The 16,181-nt window shown below is 70.9% G+C and carries 18 protein-coding genes and 1 tRNA gene; 12 read left to right on the plus strand and 7 right to left on the minus strand.

The window, feature by feature from the left end:
• Window positions 1-131 precede the first annotated feature (131 nt).
• The 4 genes from ABD732_RS11435 (at window position 132) to ABD732_RS11450 (ending at window position 5,734) form a co-directional block, all read left to right on the plus strand.
• Window positions 132-1,274: a metallophosphoesterase family protein gene (locus ABD732_RS11435; protein ID WP_344784105.1), complete on the plus strand. Its 1,143-nt coding sequence runs from the start codon at window positions 132-134 to the stop codon at window positions 1,272-1,274.
• A complete protein-coding gene (locus ABD732_RS11440) occupies window positions 1,271-3,868 on the plus strand; it encodes an AAA family ATPase (protein WP_344783751.1) in 2,598 nt (865 codons plus the stop codon). Before ABD732_RS11435 ends, ABD732_RS11440 begins: the two co-directional genes overlap by 4 nt.
• A gap of 101 nt (window positions 3,869-3,969) precedes the next feature.
• A tRNA-Arg gene (locus ABD732_RS11445) sits at window positions 3,970-4,042 on the plus strand.
• 219 nt (window positions 4,043-4,261) lie between these two features.
• On the plus strand, window positions 4,262-5,734 hold the full coding sequence (locus ABD732_RS11450) for an AfsR/SARP family transcriptional regulator (RefSeq protein WP_344783753.1): 1,473 nt from the start codon (window positions 4,262-4,264) through the stop codon (window positions 5,732-5,734).
• Between the two features lie 13 nt (window positions 5,735-5,747).
• Here the strand turns inward: ABD732_RS11450 and ABD732_RS11455 are convergent, their stop codons facing one another.
• Window positions 5,748-6,158, minus strand: a complete 411-nt coding sequence (locus tag ABD732_RS11455; protein WP_344783755.1) for a hypothetical protein — start codon at window positions 6,156-6,158, stop codon at window positions 5,748-5,750.
• Window positions 6,159-6,400: 242 nt separating this feature from the next.
• Between ABD732_RS11455 and ABD732_RS11460 the strand changes: the two genes are divergently transcribed.
• The 7 genes from ABD732_RS11460 (at window position 6,401) to ABD732_RS11490 (ending at window position 11,626) form a co-directional block, all read left to right on the plus strand.
• Complete coding sequence (locus tag ABD732_RS11460; protein WP_344783757.1) at window positions 6,401-6,952, plus strand: hypothetical protein; 552 nt, start codon at window positions 6,401-6,403, stop codon at window positions 6,950-6,952.
• Between the two features lie 100 nt (window positions 6,953-7,052).
• Entirely contained in the window at window positions 7,053-7,286 is a 234-nt protein-coding gene (gene chaB, locus ABD732_RS11465; RefSeq protein WP_344783759.1) for a putative cation transport regulator ChaB, read from the plus strand.
• A gap of 90 nt (window positions 7,287-7,376) precedes the next feature.
• Entirely contained in the window at window positions 7,377-8,240 is an 864-nt protein-coding gene (locus ABD732_RS11470; RefSeq protein WP_344783761.1) for an SDR family oxidoreductase, read from the plus strand.
• Window positions 8,241-8,509: 269 nt separating this feature from the next.
• The gene (locus ABD732_RS11475; RefSeq protein WP_344783763.1) at window positions 8,510-9,277 is read left to right on the plus strand and encodes a SigB/SigF/SigG family RNA polymerase sigma factor; all 768 of its coding nucleotides are present in this window, start codon (window positions 8,510-8,512) and stop codon (window positions 9,275-9,277) included.
• An 85-nt stretch (window positions 9,278-9,362) separates the two neighbouring features.
• Window positions 9,363-9,602: a hypothetical protein gene (locus ABD732_RS11480; RefSeq protein ID WP_344783765.1), complete on the plus strand. Its 240-nt coding sequence runs from the start codon at window positions 9,363-9,365 to the stop codon at window positions 9,600-9,602.
• Between the two features lie 248 nt (window positions 9,603-9,850).
• The gene (locus ABD732_RS11485) at window positions 9,851-10,549 is read left to right on the plus strand and encodes a PAS and ANTAR domain-containing protein (RefSeq protein ID WP_344783767.1); all 699 of its coding nucleotides are present in this window, start codon (window positions 9,851-9,853) and stop codon (window positions 10,547-10,549) included.
• Between the two features lie 51 nt (window positions 10,550-10,600).
• Window positions 10,601-11,626, plus strand: a complete 1,026-nt coding sequence (locus ABD732_RS11490) for an iron-containing redox enzyme family protein (protein ID WP_425553032.1) — start codon at window positions 10,601-10,603, stop codon at window positions 11,624-11,626.
• On the opposite strand, the gene ABD732_RS11495 is transcribed toward ABD732_RS11490, so the two are convergent.
• The 5 genes from ABD732_RS11495 to ABD732_RS11515 form a co-directional block, all read right to left on the minus strand.
• Window positions 11,609-11,812, minus strand: coding sequence for a CDGSH iron-sulfur domain-containing protein (locus ABD732_RS11495; protein WP_344783771.1), 204 nt, complete (start codon window positions 11,810-11,812; stop codon window positions 11,609-11,611). The two genes, ABD732_RS11490 and ABD732_RS11495, sit on opposite strands and share 18 nt — an antisense overlap.
• On the minus strand, window positions 11,809-12,507 hold the full coding sequence (locus ABD732_RS11500) for a methyltransferase (RefSeq protein WP_344783773.1): 699 nt from the start codon (window positions 12,505-12,507) through the stop codon (window positions 11,809-11,811). The genes ABD732_RS11495 and ABD732_RS11500 overlap by 4 nt, the downstream gene beginning before the upstream one ends.
• Window positions 12,504-12,911, minus strand: a complete 408-nt coding sequence (locus ABD732_RS11505) for a phage holin family protein (RefSeq protein WP_344783775.1) — start codon at window positions 12,909-12,911, stop codon at window positions 12,504-12,506. The genes ABD732_RS11500 and ABD732_RS11505 overlap by 4 nt, the downstream gene beginning before the upstream one ends.
• Window positions 12,912-13,021: 110 nt before the next feature.
• A complete protein-coding gene (locus ABD732_RS11510) occupies window positions 13,022-13,831 on the minus strand; it encodes an ABC transporter permease (RefSeq protein WP_344783777.1) in 810 nt (269 codons plus the stop codon).
• Entirely contained in the window at window positions 13,828-14,841 is a 1,014-nt protein-coding gene (locus ABD732_RS11515) for an ABC transporter ATP-binding protein (RefSeq protein ID WP_344783779.1), read from the minus strand. Before ABD732_RS11515 ends, ABD732_RS11510 begins: the two co-directional genes overlap by 4 nt.
• A gap of 115 nt (window positions 14,842-14,956) precedes the next feature.
• On the opposite strand from ABD732_RS11515, the gene ABD732_RS11520 reads away from it, so the two are divergent.
• Complete coding sequence (locus ABD732_RS11520; RefSeq protein WP_344783781.1) at window positions 14,957-15,799, plus strand: TetR/AcrR family transcriptional regulator; 843 nt, start codon at window positions 14,957-14,959, stop codon at window positions 15,797-15,799.
• 8 nt (window positions 15,800-15,807) lie between these two features.
• Here the strand turns inward: ABD732_RS11520 and ABD732_RS11525 are convergent, their stop codons facing one another.
• Entirely contained in the window at window positions 15,808-16,152 is a 345-nt protein-coding gene (locus ABD732_RS11525) for a hypothetical protein (protein WP_344783783.1), read from the minus strand.
• Between the last annotated feature and the right edge of the window lie 29 nt (window positions 16,153-16,181).

Genomic DNA, 16,181 nt, shown 5'->3' on the forward strand with positions numbered 1-16,181 from the left:
ACCATCGAGACGACGGACCAGACAGGTCGCGACGTTTCGCCGGAGGGGGAGTGATGACCGCAGCACTGTTCGAGTTGCCCGAACCGGAACCCGCCGATGCCGGGCGCGCCGATCCCGGCGCCGACCGCGAGGTGACCTTCCTGCACACCGCCGACTGGCAGCTCGGCATGACGCGCCACTTCCTGGCCGGCGACGCCCAGCACACCTACGACGCCGCGCGCGCCGACGCGGTGGTCGCCGTCGGCCGGCTGGCCAGGTCCACCGGCGCCGAGTTCGTGGTGGTGTGCGGCGACGTCTTCGACGATGCCCGCGTCTCCTCGAGGATCATCCGCCGCACACTGGACGCCCTCGGCGACTACGGTGTCCCCGTCTATCTGCTGCCGGGCAACCACGACCCGCTCGACGCGACCAGCGTCTACCGCGGCGACACCTTCGTCCGGGCCCGCCCGGACAATGTGCACGTGCTCGACCGGGCCGGCGTGGTGCGGGTCCGCGACGGCGTCACCCTGGTGGCCGCCCCCTGGACCAGCAAGCGGCCCGAGCACGACCTGATCACCGAACAGCTCGGCCGGCTGGCCCCGGGGGACGACCTGCGCATCGTGGTCGGGCACGGCGGCGTCGACACCTTCAGCCCGGGAACCGATCCGGCGATCGTCGCCTCGGCGGATCTGCAGACCGCCGTCGACACCGCGCTGGTCGACTACGTCGCCCTCGGCGACCGCCACTCGGTCACCCCGATCGGCGACTCGCAGCGCATCTGGTACTCGGGAGCTCCCGAAGTGACCGACTTCGATCACGTCGAAGCCGATTCGGGTCAGGTCCTGGAGGTGACCCTGCGGCGCGGTGCGTCGTCCGCGGTCGAGGTGACCCCGCATCGCGTGGGGCAGTGGACGTTCACGACCATCCGGCAGGACGTCAACGGCGCCGCCGACCTCGACGTTCTGCGGGAGCGGCTGACGGCGCTGCCGGACAGATCTCGCACCGTGGTCAAGCTGGCCCTGGTCGGCACCGTGGGGCTGGGCGACGAGGCAGTCCTGTCCGAACTGCTCGACGAGTTCTCCGAACGACTTGCGGCCCTGCAGATCTGGGAACGTCACCACGACCTGACCGTCGTCGCCGATCCGTCGGACGTGGCCGGGTTGGGGCTGCAGGGGTATGCCGCGGAGGCGGCCGGGGAGCTCGCCGAACTCACCGCGTCCACCGACGACGCCGAGGCCGCGGCCGCGCGCAGTGCGCTGTCCCTGCTGTTCCGGCTGACCGGGGCGCACGGATGAGACTTCATCGGCTGGCGCTCAAAGACTTCCGCGGCATCCGCGAGCGCGAGATCGAGTTCGCCGATTCGGGAATCACCGTCGTGGAGGGTGCCAACGAGGCAGGCAAATCGTCGATGATCGAGGCGCTGGACCTGCTGCTGCGGACGCAGGCGAGCAGCAGGAGTGCCGCCGTCAAGGCGGTGCAGCCGGCCGGGCGGGACGTCGGATCCGAGGTGCGCGCCGAGATCAGTTGCGGGCCATGGCGATTCGAGTACTTCAAGCGTTTCAACTCCCGGCCCGAGACCACTCTGACCATTCTCGAGCCGCGTCGCGAGCAGCTGACCGGCCGTGAGGCGCACGAGCGGGTGCAGCAGATCCTGGACCAGTCGCTCGACAACGCGCTGTATCTGGCGCTGCGCCTGCTGCAGTCGCAGGCCCCGGATCTGGACCGGCTCGCCGACTCCTCGGCGCTGGCCCGCGCCCTGGACCGGGTCGCCGCACCGGCTGAGACCGACACCGGCGACGGCGACGCCGACGCCACGGCGCTGATCGAGGCGGCGGCCGCGGAATACCGGCGTTACTACACTCCCGCCGCCGGACGCCCGGCGAAGGAACTGGCCGAGGCGATCAGCGCCGCCAAGGCCGCCCGCGCGGTGGTCGACGAGCGCACCGCTCTGCTCCGGAGCGCCGAACAGGCCGCCGCGGAGCTGCCCGCCGTGGAGACCGAGTACGCCGAGACCGTCCGGGCGGAGGCGCACGCCGTCGAAGAGGCCGCCGACCTGGCCCGGCGCGCCGCCGAGGCCGAGACCGTCGACGCCACCGTGCGGCAGGCACGCGCGGAGGCCGAGCAGCGGGCGCTGGCCGTGCAGATCGCCGAGCGCGCCGGCGCCGAGCGGGCGCAGACACACGACCGCCTCGCCGACCTGGACCGCCGGGTCGAGGCCGACGGCACCGCCGTCCGCGAACTGCGGGAGGCGGCCGAGGCCGCCGACACCTCGGCCCGGGAGCTGGAGGAGGCGCTGGCACGGTCGCGCAGCGAACTAGGCCGGGTGCGCAGCGAGCTGGCCGCGTCGACGGCCGCCGAGAAGGCCCGGGCCGACCGGGCCCGCATCGCGTGGATCGACGCCGCCGTGTCCGAGGCGGCGGCCCTGACCGACGCGCGAACCGAGGCGGTGGCGGCGATCGCCGCGAACCCGGTGACCGACCGGGAGGTGGCGGCCGCGGCCACCCTCGATCGAGAGATCGCCGCCGCGCAGGCACGCGTGGACGCCGGTGCCGCCGCGGTGGAGGTCACGCGGCTGGGCGACGGTGCGGTGACGATCGACGGCGCCGAGATCGACGACTCGGAGTCCTTCGCCGCCGTGGGCGAGACGGTGGTGCAGTCGTCGGGCGTGCGCGTGGTGGTGCGGGGTGCCGCCGACACCGTGGCTTTGGCCGACCGGCTCTCCGACCTGCAGGCGCAAGCGAGCGCGTTGCTCGCCCGCTGCGAGACCGACCATCTGGGCGGGGTCGCCGGCCGGGCTGCAGCGCGCGCGGCCGCCGAACGGGCGCTTCAGGCCGCCGATGCCGCCCGGCAGCGGGCGCTCGCCGGTGCGACGGTGGAGGAGCTGCAGACCGAACGCGCAGCGCTCGTCGCCGGGCTGCCCGCGGCCAGCGACGATCCGGCGCCGCGCCCGGTCGCCGAACTGCGGCCGCGGGAAGCCGAACTGACCGATCTGATCACTCGCGCCGAACGCAAGGCCACCCAGCAGCGCACGGTGGCGACCACGCAGCGCGCCCGGGCCGAGGCGCAGGCCGAGGCCGCCGAGCGCGCCCGCGCCACCGCGAAGGCCGAGCGCGCCGCCCTGCTGGAACAGCGGGCGCAGCTCAGCGACGAGCGCCTGGCCGCCGATCTGACCGCGGCCCGCGACGCCCACGACCGCACGCGGGCCGTCCTCGCCGAGCGGGAGGCCGCCGCGGCGAAAGCCGATTCGGCGGGACTGCGCGCCGCCTGCGCCGAAGCCGAACAGAAGCTGGAACGCGTGCGGCACCGGCTCACCGGCCTGCGGGATCAACGTACGCAGCTGCGCACCCTGCTGGAGCAGTGCCGCACCGAGAACCGCCTCGACGATCTCGCCGACGCGCAGACGACCGCCGCCGTGACCGAGGCCGAGCACGCCCGGGTCGCCGAGCGCGCGGCCGGTGCCCGCCTGCTTTACGAGACGCTGGTGCGCAAGCGCACCGAGAGCCGCTCGCGTTACGTCGCGCCGTTCACCCGGCGCCTGGAGGAACTCGCCGCCCCGGTGTTCGGCGAGACCGTCCGTTTCGAGGTGGACGACGACTTCGCGATCGCCCGCCGCACCCTCGACGGCGTCACGGTTGACGTCGAGGCGCTGTCCGGGGGAGCGCGCGAGCAGCTGGGGCTCATCGCCCGGCTGGCGTGCGCCATGATCGTCGACGAGAACGACGGCGTCCCGGTGATCCTCGACGATGCGCTCGGCTACTCCGACCCGGACCGCCTGGCCTCTATGGCGCAGGTGCTCGGCAGCGCCGCCGACGACGCGCAGATCATCGTCCTCACCTGCAGCCCCGACCGGTACGCCGCGGTCCCCGATGCGACCGTCGTCGCCGTGTGACCGTCGCCGTGCGGGTGGGCCGGACCAGGGCGCATGGCGCGCCGCCGCCCCGGTGTTGGGGGAGGAGCCGCGCGTGCGCTAATGTTGCTCTCGCCCAATGAGCCCCCCTAGCTCAGGGGATAGAGCGTCTGCCTCCGGAGCAGAAGGTCGCAGGTTCGAATCCTGCGGGGGGCACAGAGAAATCACTGGTCAGGACCATTTCGGTCCTGGCCGGTGGTGTTTGTGTCGGACACGTGCTCATTGGCGCGAGCGCACTGACCTCGGATATCCACACACTGCCGAGTGCGCGTATCCGAGGTCGCGACGCCAGGTGCGGCAACCAGTCCCAGACGCGGCCTCGAATGTCCGGTTTGCGGATATGGTGAGGCCACTATGGTGCCCGAGGAAGCGATCATGTCGCGCGCGACGACGCAGGACCCGCTGACACGGGCGCACTCCCTGCTCGCCTGGAGCCGGTCCCGGCCGATGCCCGAGTACGCGGCCGCCCGGGTGGGTGCGGCGCGGGAGATCCTGACGGTCGCCGAGCAGTGCGGGGTGGACGAGCTCACGGCGCCGGCGCAGGTGCTGCTGTTGGGGGGACTGCTGGAACTCGGCGAGATCCGGTCCCTGGACCGCGAACTGCTCGGCCGCAGTGCCGCACACCAGAGCGACCGCGGACCGGATCCGGCGGCGTGGTTCGGCTGCCTGCGGTCCATCCTCGACGGTGATGCGGCTGCCGCCGAGCGGCAGGCGGATCGGATCTACGCGCGGTCCCAGCAGGCCGGGGACGACGGTGCGCTGGCCCTGTATACGGCGCATCTCGGCATGATCCGGTGGATGCAGGGCCGGATCGACGGTGCCGAAGACCGGTTTCTGGCGGCCCGGCGCGCCTATCCCGAGCAACTGCTGTGGCCCGCCTCCCTCGCCTGGCTCTGGCTGGGACAGGGCCGGTCGGCGGCCGCCGAGTCGCTGTTGCGGTCCTTGCCGCCGCTCGAGGCGCTGCCGCGGGACCGGTTCTGGCTGTCGACGGTGACGGTGCTCGCCGAGATCGCCGTCGTGCACGGCTCGACGGCGAACGCCGCACGGCTGCAACAGATTCTGGAACCTTATGCCGCGCACGTGGTTCCGGTGGGGGTGGGCGTGGCCTTCTGGGGCACCGCCGCCCGGACGCTCGGGCTCCTCGAGGAGCGTCTGGGCATGCTCGATGCGGCGCGCACCCATCTGGAGTCGGCGGTGGAGATCAGCGGCCGCCTGGGGGCGCTCGCGTGGCAGACGGAGGCGCAGATCGACGTCGCCGAGTTCGCCATCCGCCACGACCTGGTCGACGTCCGGGCCTACGAGCTCCTGGCCGAAGCCCGGGCGACCTGCGCGGCGCGCGGCTTCGCCGGGCTGGCCCGCCGGGCGATGTCCCGGCCGCGCATCCGGGTGCTCGGCGGTTTCGAGGTGATCGCACTGACCGGGGTGCGCGCCGAATGGAGTTCACGCAAGGCGCGCGAGTTGCTCAAGATGCTGGTCGCCGCCCGGGGAGTGGCCACCTCGCGGGAGGTCTTCATGGACACGCTGTGGCCGGGGGAGGCGCCGCGGGTGCTCGGCAACCGGTTCTCGGTGGCGGTGAACGTGATCCGGCGGGCCCTCGACCCCGATCGGCTGCTGCCCACGCAGCACCACCTGGTGACCGAGGGCGACGCGCTCCGGCTCGATCTCGACCACCTCGACATCGACGTCGAACGGTTCCTGCGGCTGGCGGCCGGTCGTGACCCGGCGGTCCGGCGCGCCGCGCGCGAGCTGTACACCGGCGACGCCTTCTCCGACGAGCCGTACGCCGACTGGGCGGTCACCCTCCGCGATCACGCCAGGCTCCTGCACGCGGGGCTCGCCGACGGCTGAGCCCACAGCGAGGTCAGTGGTCGGCGAGCTCGGTTTCGCAGTCGAACCGGCGGTCGGGATAGACCACCGCGGTGCGGTCGCCGTCGACCACGAGATGCTCGAGCACCCGGCATTCGGTGATGCCCGCGGTAGGCAGCGAGGAATCTCCGTCAACGGTGAGCACCAGGGTGTCGCCGTCCCAGTGGGCCTTCCCGTCCTTCGAGGCGAAGGCCTTCTCCACGGCGGTCGCCAGATTCTTCCGGCTGCTGTCGAAGGCATAACCGGTGGGGTCGGCCGAGCCGGCTTCGGCCGCGGCTGGCGATCCGTCCGTGCCACCGGATCCGGCGTCGTCCGAGGAACAGGCGGTCGCGCCCACGGCGAAGGTGACGGCTGCCGCGGCGAGCACGGTGCGGCGCAGCAGGCGGGAGTCGAGGAATGCGGTCATGCGGTGGGCTCCTTGGCGCAAGTCGGCGGCCGGTGTGGTCGCCTGCTCACCGTACGAAGGCCTCTGTCAGTTTCCTTAGGGCCCGCGCCGCGTCAAGACGACTGCAAGGAGGACGACTGTAAGAAAACCGACATCGCCGCACTTAACGTCGTCGGCACAAGGAAGGTGGGCGACACGTGATGTCATCGAACACGACCCCCGGGGGCGCGACGCCGAGGGGTACGGCGGTTCATGCGGGCACGGTGAACCACTGGTCGCGGCACGCCGGGGTCTCGCTGCGTCCGTGGTCGGGGCGGGCGCCGCTGGGCCTGCTGGTGCGCGGGCTGCTGCAGGTGGCGATCTCCGCGGCCGTCGCGTGGTTCGCGGTGGCGATGGCGCGCGCGGACGAGATCACGACGACGGCGGGCGAGCTGAAGGCACTGCGCAACCTCGCGATCGTCATCGTCGTCGCCGCGGTGATCTCCGGGCTCCTCGGTGCGGTCAAAGCGGTGGTGGGGGTGATCGACCTGGTGCCACGCAAGACGGTGACCGGACGGGTGGTGAGCGTCCGGCGACGGCGGCTCGGAGATGTGCTGCCGGGGCCGGCGCAGCGCGCGATCTTCGACCGACGCGACATCGGGACGGATCGGCGGCGGTCACGCCACGAGGTGGTGCTGAACACGCCGGAGGGACTGCGCCAGTGGACTGTGCGCAGCGCTCGCCTGCGGCGGGGTCTGCGCGTCGACGAGCACGTGCGCCTGACCGTGAGCCCGGTCGTCGGCTATGTGGCGCAGGTGGAGTCGCTGCAGCCCTGATTCCGCCGGAGACCGGGGGCGGATCTGTTCGTCGAGGGTTGAATCGGCCTGCTTCCGGGTAACACTGGATCGACAGAACGCCCGGTTGAAGGAGGAAGCCATGCCATACGACTCGACCACGGACCTTCCCGACTCGGTTCGCCACGTATTGCCCGGACACGCCCAGGACATCTACAAGGAGGCGTTCAACAACGCCTACGACGAGTACGACAGCCCCAAGGACCGGCGCGGGGACTCCGGTCGCGAGGAGACTGCCCACCGGGTGGCGTGGTCGGCGGTGAAGAAGGCCGGCTACCACAAGGGCGACGACGACAAGTGGCACAAGAAGAGCTGATGTCCCGCTGCGGGCACCCGGCACCGCCGCCTCGTTGTTCGGTCGGCCGCCCCGTTGTTTGGCCGGCCGCCGTGCCGGGCACTCCCACACATGAACGATGAAGCGACACACTCCGAAGAGACGATCGACTATCCGGGCGCGACCGGCGACATGGCCGAGCGTCCGCGAGACGAGATGCGCGACTACCGCGGCCGCGATCTGCTGGCGGGCCGCCGCGCCCTGATCACCGGCGGCGACTCCGGGATCGGGCGCGCCGTTGCGGTGGCCTTCGCGAAAGAGGGCGCCGACGTCGCCATCGCCTATCTGTCGACCGGCGAGGACGACGACGCGCAGCACACCCTCGACCTGATCCGGGCCGAGGGACGCGACGCGGTGGCGATCCGCGGCGACCTCGCGGAACCCGATCGCTGCCGGTCGGCCGTCGACCGCACGGTCGCGAAGTTCGGCGGTCTGGATCTGCTGGTCAACAATGTGGCCTTCCAGAGCCCGGTCGACGACTTCGCCGACCTGAAACCGGCCCAATGGGCCCGGACGTTCGCAGTGAACGTCGACAGCTACTTCCACACCACGAGTGCGGCCCTGCCTTACCTGACCCCGGGCGGCACGGTGATCAACACCGGCTCGATCAACGGACTGCGCGGCAACCAGCAGCTGATCGACTACGCCGCCACGAAGGGCGCCGTCCACGTGCTCACCTACTCGCTGGCGCAAGCGCTGATGGACAGACGCATCCGCGTCAACTGCGTCGCCCCCGGACCCGTGTGGACGCCGCTGATCCCGGCGACGCTGCCGGCTGAGCAGGTGGCCGACTTCGGCGGTCAGGCACCGTACGGCCGCGCGGCCCAACCCGACGAGATCGCTCCCTCGTATGTGTTCCTGGCCGCCGACAGTCTGTCGTCCTACTACACCGGGCAGGTCCTCGCTCCCATCGGTGGTGAGACGCTGCCTGGGTGACGGGTTCGGCCGAAACGGTTGTCCTGTGCGACGATCCGCCGTAGGTTTGGAGTCACCCGGTTCAGCCTGCAGCCGGGATTCCCGGCGAAAGAGACCCTCCCCGGCGCCGTCGGCGCCACCGTCTCGTCTTCGGCCATCCCAGTTCCCGCGAGCATTTCGCCACCGGGACTGATCCGTGGCACTTCCGGTCCGGTTCACTCGGCCACTCTCCCTGAGACAAGGGGCCGTCCGCGATGCGCGACGTGCCATGGGAGAGGAGTTCTGCAGCGATGACCACTGACCGATACACCGAAGCCACCGAGCTGCTGCGTGCCCGGGCCGAGCACCGGCCCGGTGAGCCCGAATACGACCGGCTGCGCGGCGAGATCATCGTCCTGTGCCTGCCGCTCACCGAGCACATCGCGCGCCGATTCAGCGGACGCGGCGAACCGTACGACGATCTGCTGCAGGTGGCCAGGGTGGGACTGATCCAGGCCATCGACCGGTTCGATCCCCACGCGGGCAGCGAACTGCTGTCGTTCGCGGTACCGACCGTGATGGGCGAGGTCCGCCGCCACTTCCGCGATCGCGCAGCGTCGATCCGGGTGCCACGCCGGTCCCGCGAGCTGCACAGCCAGATCCTGGACGCCCGCGAGGAATTGAGTCAGGAGCAGGGCCGCACTCCGGGCGCCGCCGCAATCGCCGCCCGGCTGGACGTGCCCGTCGAGCAGGTGCGCAAGGCGATCGACGACTGCGCCGCGGGCGCGGCGATCTCGCTGGACGAGGGCCGCCCCGACGACGAGGGAATGACGCGCGCCGATCGGCTCGGCTCGCCGGACCCCGGTTACGGGCACGTCGACGACACTCTCGCACTGGCGCCGGCGCTGGAGACGTTGCCGGACCGCGAACGCCGCATTCTCGGGCTCCGGTTCTTCGGACAGAAGTCGCAGAGCGAGATCGCCGAGGAGATCGGGATGTCGCAGATGCACGTGTCCCGCCTGCTGCGCCGATCCCTCGGTGACCTGCGCAAGCAGTTGACTCCGATGCGCGCGGCCTGAGGTTTCGGTCTGCACGGGTGAGGGAACCCTCCCGATACCCGACAGTCGGGTGAATCAGGGACCCTCGACGAAAGAGGTGACAGTGATGACCACCGCAGAACACGGCCGAGTGACCGGAACGCGGGACAAGGCCTACAACCTCGTCTGGTACGTGGAGCAGTGTCTGGCCAATGCCCTGCGCATGGAGACCTACATCGCCGACGCGGAGCGAGACGGGGACGCCGAAGTCGCCGACCTGTTCCGGCGTGCCCAGGCCGACAGCCGCAAGGGAGCGGAGATGGGCAAGGAACTGCTGGCGTCGCGGATCGCCACGTCCGCGGCCTGAAAGCACTGACGGCGACGGTGACGGCGTCGGCGCGGCAGCCCCGGTGGCTCCGCACCGGCGTCGCTGTGGTGTGCGGGCCAGGTGAATCACCTCTGCCCGACCGTTGCCCGAAGCACGTCTGCGACACCCTGAATTCCGGTGCGGCCCGGGTACGATGAGCCGACGTGGAGGCATTCGACCCCGCAGAGGCTGTGCGGCAGCCCCGGGGCGGAGCGTCACTCCAGCGCTTCGATCGAAGGGGGCGGTAGGTGTCCGAGACGGTGCACGAGAATCCCGGGGCCGGGGACCGCACCGCGGAAGCCGCAGATCCCCCAGGGGGATCTGCCGAGCACGTCGGCAGCTTCCGTTACTGGTTCGACAGCGGTCGCTGGGAATGGTCGGACGAGGTCGCCGCCATGCACGGCTATCGCGCCGGTGAGATCGAGCCGACCACCGAACTCCTGCGCAGCCACAAGCATCCCGACGACCGGGCCGGATTCGATGAGCTGGTGGAGAAGATGCTGTCGGCCCGAGTCCACTTCTCCAGCCGGCACCGCATCGTCGACACCCGCGGCCGCATCCACTCGGTCGTGGTGATCAGCAGGAACTTCCAGGGACTCGACGGCCGCGCCGCCGGGTCCGAAGGCTTCTACCTGGACCTCGGCGTGATCTGCGAGGACGTCGACGCCCCGTCCGACGACGAGGTACAGGAACGGGTCTCCGAACAGGTCCAGGAGTTCCGCGAGAACAACGCGACGATCGAACAGGCGAAGGGGATGCTGATGCTGATGTACGGCATCGAAGCCGATCGCGCCTTCGACGTCCTGCGCTGGCGCTCCCAACAGGAGAACCGGAAGTTGCGCGACATCTGCGCCGGGCTCGTTCGTTCGGTGGCGGCGCGCACCCAGATGCCCGAAGAGGTGCGCCGCGAGTTCGATCTGGTCCTTCTCCACCCGTTCGACGAATAGCCGCCCTGCTCGGCGGTGTTTCAGAACGTCGCCTGCCGGGTACGCACGGGTATGAGTGATCTCGTGCAATCCGTGCCGCACGCCGGGACCGCCGCCGGCGGTCCTCTCCTGCCGTCCCCGCGCGGGCCCCTGTCCGCGGCGATCGTGCGTGCCCTGCGCGAGGACCGCCCCCTCGACGGCGTCGACGTCGCCGGCGTCGATCCCTGGGGCGACGACCTCCAAGTAGCTCTGACGGTGTGCCAGGAACTGCACTACCGGGGCTGGCGGGACGTCGACGCCGCTCGGGAGTGGGATCCCGGCATGGTCGCGGCGCGCGTCGCGCTGGAGGACCGCTTCCTCGCCGCCGTCGACGAGGCCTGTTTCGAGCCCGGCGCTTCGGTGGCCGAGGAACTGACGATGCTGCTGCGGGCCGGAGGCGGGGACGGGGTGGCCGGCCACCTGGAGTCGGCGGGATCGCATCGCGAGTTCGCCGACTACTTCGCGGCGCGCTCGATCTATCACCTGAAAGAGGGCGACCCGCACGCGTGGGTGATCCCACGACTGCCGGCGGCGGCGAAGGCGCCGTTCGTGGCGGTCGAGTTCGACGAGTTCGGCGGTGGCCACCCGGCACGGGTCCATCAGGAGCTGTACGCGCGGCTGCTGACCGACTTCGGCTTGGCTCCCGGGTATCTGGCCTACCTCGATGCCGCTCCCGCCGTGGTCCTGGCGCCGGTGACCCTGATGACGGCGCTGGGGCTGCGGCGTGCCCGGCGCGGCGCGGTGGTGGGGCATTTCGCCGCCACCGAGATCACCTCGTCGCCGGGGTCGGCCCGAATGCTGGCGGGCTTGCGGCGGCTGGGCGCACCGGAATCGGTGTGCTTCTTCTATCGCGAACACGTCGAGGCCGACGCCGTTCACGAGATCGTCGTCCGGGACGACGTGATCGGCGGGCTGCTGGCCGCCGAACCGGGACTGGAAGTCGACGTGGTCGCCGGAATCCGGGCGTTCCTCCTGGTGGAGGATCGGCTCGAGGCCGCGTTCCTCGCCGCGTGGAAGGCGGGGGAGACGCTGATGGGGCCGTCAGTTCCGCCGGCGTGACCGGCGATGGCTGGTGTCGCAGAATGGCAGGATCTTGCTGCGCCCGCACTGGCAGAGCGCTACTTGAAAACGATCGCAGACGATCACCTCGCCGTCGTGCACCACCTCCACCGGCCCCTCGACCAGCACCGGCCCGCCGCGGATCACGCGGATCCTGCGACGGGCCGGGCCCTCGAGGCCGGTCATCGGTGCTCTTTGCGCGCGAGGAGGACCACGAGTGTCTCGCTGTCCTCGTGCGGGGCGAGCAGCTCCCGGTCGACGAGCCACTCGCGACGGGACCGCAGGACCGGCCCGAAGCCGATTCGGCGTCGCCGTACTTCGGTGACGTGAAAGCCGCTGTCGGACAGCATTTCCGTAGTTCGTACGGGATCGGCGAGCGCCGACTGCACGAGGAGCAGGGCGCCGGGTCCCCGGAGCAGATCAGCGGCCCGTGTGCACAGCACGTCGAGCACCTCGCGTCCGTCCGGCCCGGCGTTCCAGGCGTGTGCGGGCCCGGGGACGCGCGGGAGGTGATCGTCGGCCGGTGCCGGCACATACGGCGGGTTGCAGGTGATCAGATCGAAGCCGTCCGGATCGGTGAACGAGGCGACCGTGGACTGGACGGCGGACCATCGCGATGACGGCGGCCGCAAGGTCCCCGCGGCGGCCGTCGCGTGCGGGCAGGTATCGACGGCCACCAGCCGGTGCGCGCCGCGGGCGGCCGCGGCCGCGGCGACGGCCCCGCTCCCGGTGCACAGGTCCAGGACGCGTCGCCCGGCGAGTTCCACCTCGTCGAGCGCATCGATCAGCAGTGCGGTGTCGTCCTGGGGCCGGTACACGATCTGGGGCGGGAGTGCGGTGCCTGCGGCGTTCGCGGCCGCCACGACGGGAACGGCTGTCACCGGTCGCGCCGGGGGTGGGGGTGCGGATGGGCCCGCTGGTATTCGCGGGCCTCTTCCTGCGTGGTCTCGGGAATCAGCGGGTCGTGCTGGGGGCGGTCGTGGGCCGGTTGAGAGGTCAGGGCCAGCCGGCTGCCGACCAGGCAGGCGACGGCCAGAACGGTGGCGACCACGGCGGCGGCGATCCAGCCGGTCAGTGGCCAGTCGAGGGCCAAGGCCGCCAGCACGACCGCGATCAGGGCGATCGCGACCAGCAGCAGCACATAGCCGAGCAGACCGATCGCCTTGAGTGGCCGCGCCACCTCTCCGGGCAGGAGGGCATCGGGAGCGTCCGGGTGCTCGTGCCGGTGCGCGGGCGCCGGGCGTGGCGGCCCGGTCCCGGGGGTGGGCTCGTTCGGTGCGGTCATGGCTGTTCTCCTCCCGGTCGTGTCGGGGACGCGGAGGATCTCCGCTCCAGGGGGGTACCCGCCGGCGGGGACCTCAAACACGACCGTGCGAGGAGGGGGAGGACCCGGGATCAGATGGTGCGCCGGACCTTCCACACACCGATCCCGAGGCCGACAGCGCACGTGACGACGGCCGCGATCAGACCGTTCAGTACCGCCTGATCCCAGAACACACCGCGGAACAGCGCACGTTCGGCGTCGACGATGTAGGTGAGCGGGTTGGCTTTGGACACGATCTGCATCCACCGCGGGCCGGTGTCGAGCGGCAGCATCATCCCGCCGAGCAGCAGCAGCGGGAAGATCACCGACTGCTGCACGCCCCAGAACACCCACTCCCGGTTCTTCGACAGCAGACCGAGCGCGTACGACAGCGACCCGAGGCCGATACCGAAGATCCCCAGGATCAGCAGGCCCGCCAGCACCTGGGCGGGGTAGAAGGCCAGGCCGAACGGGATGGCGACGATGGTGATCAGGAACGCCTGGACCACCAGCGGCGCGAACTCCTTCACCGCGCGCCCAACCAGAATCGAGGCGCGGCTGATCGGTGCGGCCAGCACCCGCTCGTAGGCGCCGGTCATCAACTCGTACAGCAGGTTTCCCCCGACCATGCCGGTGCCGAAGATGGCGATCATCACCAGCACCCCCGGCAGGAACCACTGCAGGACCGACTCGCCGCCGATGTCGGCGCCGCCGATCATCCCCTCGAGCAGCGGACCGAACAGCGCCAGGAAGACCAGCGGCTGAAGCAGCGAGAAGATCAGTGAGAACGGGTCGCGCAGGACCAGCATCATCTCGCGGATGAACACCGCGTAGGTGTCGTGGACGAACTTGCCGACCCGGGAGCGCTTGGGCAGCCCGGTGGTGATCGGTGCGGCGGTCATGCTGCTTCCTCCCGAAGGCTGCGGCCGGTGAGATTGAGGAAGACGTCGTCGAGGCTGGCCTGCCGGACGTCGGTGGACTGGACGGTGAGTCCCGAGCCGGCCAGCGCGCCCAACAGCGGCGGGACCAGTTCGGGCCCGTTCGCGGTGCGCAGGACCAGTTCGACGGCCCCGGCCGGGGTGACCGACTCGGTGACGTCGGTGACGCTGTCGGGCAGGAGAGCGCGGGCGCGCCCGGCGACCTCGCCGGCCCCGGTCGGGGAAGTCGCCAGGCTCAGGGTGACGGCGTCGTCGGCGTACTGGCGTTTGAGGGCCTCGGGGGTGGCGTCGGCGATCACCTCGCCGTGGTCGATGAGGACGATGCGTTCGGCCATCGAGTCGGCCTCGTCCAGGTAGTGGGTGGTCAGGAGCATGGTCATGCCCGTCTGTTCGCGCAGTGCCAGGATGTGCTGCCACAGATTGGCCCGGGCGTGCGGGTCGAGGCCGGTGGTCGGCTCGTCCAGGAACAACAGTGCCGGCTGGTTCATCAGACCCATCGCGACGTCGAGTCGGCGACGTTGCCCACCGGAGAGCGAGGCGACGGTGCGCTTCTCGAGGCCGCTGAGCTCGAACGCCTCGATCACCTCGGCGGCGCGCTGTTGCGCCGTCGGTTTCGGCACCGAGTAGAAACGACCCTGGTTGAGGAGTTCGTCGAGCACCCGGTACGAGTGGCCGGCGGCGTTGCCCTGACCGATGTACCCGATCCGGGCGCGCACCTCGTCGGGCTGGGTGAGGACGTCGAACCCGGCGACCGTCGCCGTGCCCGCGGTGGGGCGCAGGAGCGAGGTCAGCATGCGCAGGGTGGTGGACTTGCCGGCGCCGTTGGGGCCGAGGAAGGCGACGAGTTCGCCGGCGTCGACGTGCAGATCGATCCCCCGGACGGCTTCGACGAGCTCCTTCTTGCGGGTGAAGGTCTTGGTCAGACCCCGGGCCTCCACCATCTTTGTAGTCGTACGGTGTACCGAATCAGCCATGAAAGCGACAGTACGCCGTACGATAATGGCGTGCAAGTGATGATCCCGGCGGCGGTGAGGGAAGAAATGTGCCCTGTACGGTCACGGGTGGGTTCGGTCGAGCAGGAGGTGGGGGATGAGTGATCGAACGGATGCGCTCGATGCGGCCAAGCGTCGCATCGATGCCCTGTGGGATCCGGCGGGCCCGGGTACCAGGGGCCGCCCGGCGAAGGTCACCCGCGCCGAGGTGGTCGACGCGGCGATTGCACTGGCCCGGTCCGGGGGGTTGACGGCGGTGTCCATGAGGTCGGTGGCCCGCGCTCTCGGCGTCGGCGCGATGACTCTGTACACGCATGTCGGGAGTCAGGCCGAGCTGGTCGACGCGATGGTCGATCGCGCCTACGCCGACTTCGAGCCCGCTCCCGCAGGCACCGGGTGGCGGGAAGCCCTCGAGCAGCATGCGCGCGGATTGTGGCGGCTCTACCGCCGGCACGCCTGGCTCGCCGACGTGAACGCATGGCGGCTGCCGTTGGGGCCGCACGTCTTCGACGTCGAGGAGGCGGGCTATCGCTCCCTGGTCGATTCGGGCCTCGCCGCGAGCGAAGTGGTGGAAGTGCTCAGCGTCGTCCAGAACTTCGTCGTCGGCTATGCGCGGTCGGTGGCCGCCGAAGAAGCCGAAGCCCGCGACCAGGGGGTCGACTACGACGCGCACTGGCGATCCACGTCGTACTTCTGGGAGAACCACTTCGATCCGGCGCGCTATCCCACGATGACCCGATTGTGGTCGGTGGGCGCCTTCGAGACGGCCCCCGGTCCGCTGGACGTTCCCCTCGGCACACTCCTCGACACCGTGGGGTTGCTGATCGACCGGGCGCGCACGGCGGCGCCGCCGCCGATCCCGGCGTTCACCGAATGCATGGACCGCTACGACGAGAATCTGGCCCAGCAGAAGGAAGATCTGGCCGACCCGAACCCGTGAGGACCGCGTCAGGCGGCGAACGGCATCATCAGCGCGAACAGCATCAGCACCAGCAGGAACCAGGCGGCCCCCTGCCATGCCACCCACTGGCGGCCGCGCGAATAGGCGACGACCCCGGCCACCAGGGCGATCAGGCCCCCGAGCAGGAAGACGCCGGGGACGGCCGCGCCGACCCAGACGTCGTCCCCGCCAAGGCCGGCGAACACGCCCAGGAGCGCCAACGCGATCACGATGACGACGCCGCAGTACATCGCGGGGTTGCGGAAGGCGGCGGGGTCTGACCACCGCTTCTCCACGTCTCGCTGCCCGGGACTTCGCCGGTCCTCGGGGCGCACGGGCTCGTCTTGCTTCATGACTCGGGTATACCCCAGAACCGCGCCGA

Origin of the sequence: Gordonia caeni, from assembly GCF_039537105.1 — a bacterium.
GTDB classification, from domain to species: Bacteria; Actinomycetota; Actinomycetes; order Mycobacteriales; family Mycobacteriaceae; genus Gordonia; species Gordonia caeni.

Coding starts and splice junctions, on each gene's coding strand:
- ABD732_RS11525 (WP_344783783.1), bottom strand. CDS start 16,152: ATGAAGCAAGACGAGCCCGTGCGCCCCGAGGACCGGCGAAGTCCCGGG.
- ABD732_RS11450 (WP_344783753.1), top strand. CDS start 4,262: ATGTCGCGCGCGACGACGCAGGACCCGCTGACACGGGCGCACTCCCTG.
- ABD732_RS11495 (WP_344783771.1), bottom strand. CDS start 11,812: ATGACCGGCCTCGAGGGCCCGGCCCGTCGCAGGATCCGCGTGATCCGC.
- ABD732_RS11480 (WP_344783765.1), top strand. CDS start 9,363: ATGACCACCGCAGAACACGGCCGAGTGACCGGAACGCGGGACAAGGCC.
- ABD732_RS11510 (WP_344783777.1), bottom strand. CDS start 13,831: ATGACCGCCGCACCGATCACCACCGGGCTGCCCAAGCGCTCCCGGGTC.
- ABD732_RS11505 (WP_344783775.1), bottom strand. CDS start 12,911: ATGACCGCACCGAACGAGCCCACCCCCGGGACCGGGCCGCCACGCCCG.
- ABD732_RS11440 (WP_344783751.1), top strand. CDS start 1,271: ATGAGACTTCATCGGCTGGCGCTCAAAGACTTCCGCGGCATCCGCGAG.
- ABD732_RS11475 (WP_344783763.1), top strand. CDS start 8,510: ATGACCACTGACCGATACACCGAAGCCACCGAGCTGCTGCGTGCCCGG.
- ABD732_RS11455 (WP_344783755.1), bottom strand. CDS start 6,158: ATGACCGCATTCCTCGACTCCCGCCTGCTGCGCCGCACCGTGCTCGCC.
- ABD732_RS11515 (WP_344783779.1), bottom strand. CDS start 14,841: ATGGCTGATTCGGTACACCGTACGACTACAAAGATGGTGGAGGCCCGG.
- ABD732_RS11470 (WP_344783761.1), top strand. CDS start 7,377: ATGAACGATGAAGCGACACACTCCGAAGAGACGATCGACTATCCGGGC.
- ABD732_RS11490 (WP_425553032.1), top strand. CDS start 10,601: ATGAGTGATCTCGTGCAATCCGTGCCGCACGCCGGGACCGCCGCCGGC.
- ABD732_RS11520 (WP_344783781.1), top strand. CDS start 14,957: ATGAGTGATCGAACGGATGCGCTCGATGCGGCCAAGCGTCGCATCGAT.
- chaB (WP_344783759.1), top strand. CDS start 7,053: ATGCCATACGACTCGACCACGGACCTTCCCGACTCGGTTCGCCACGTA.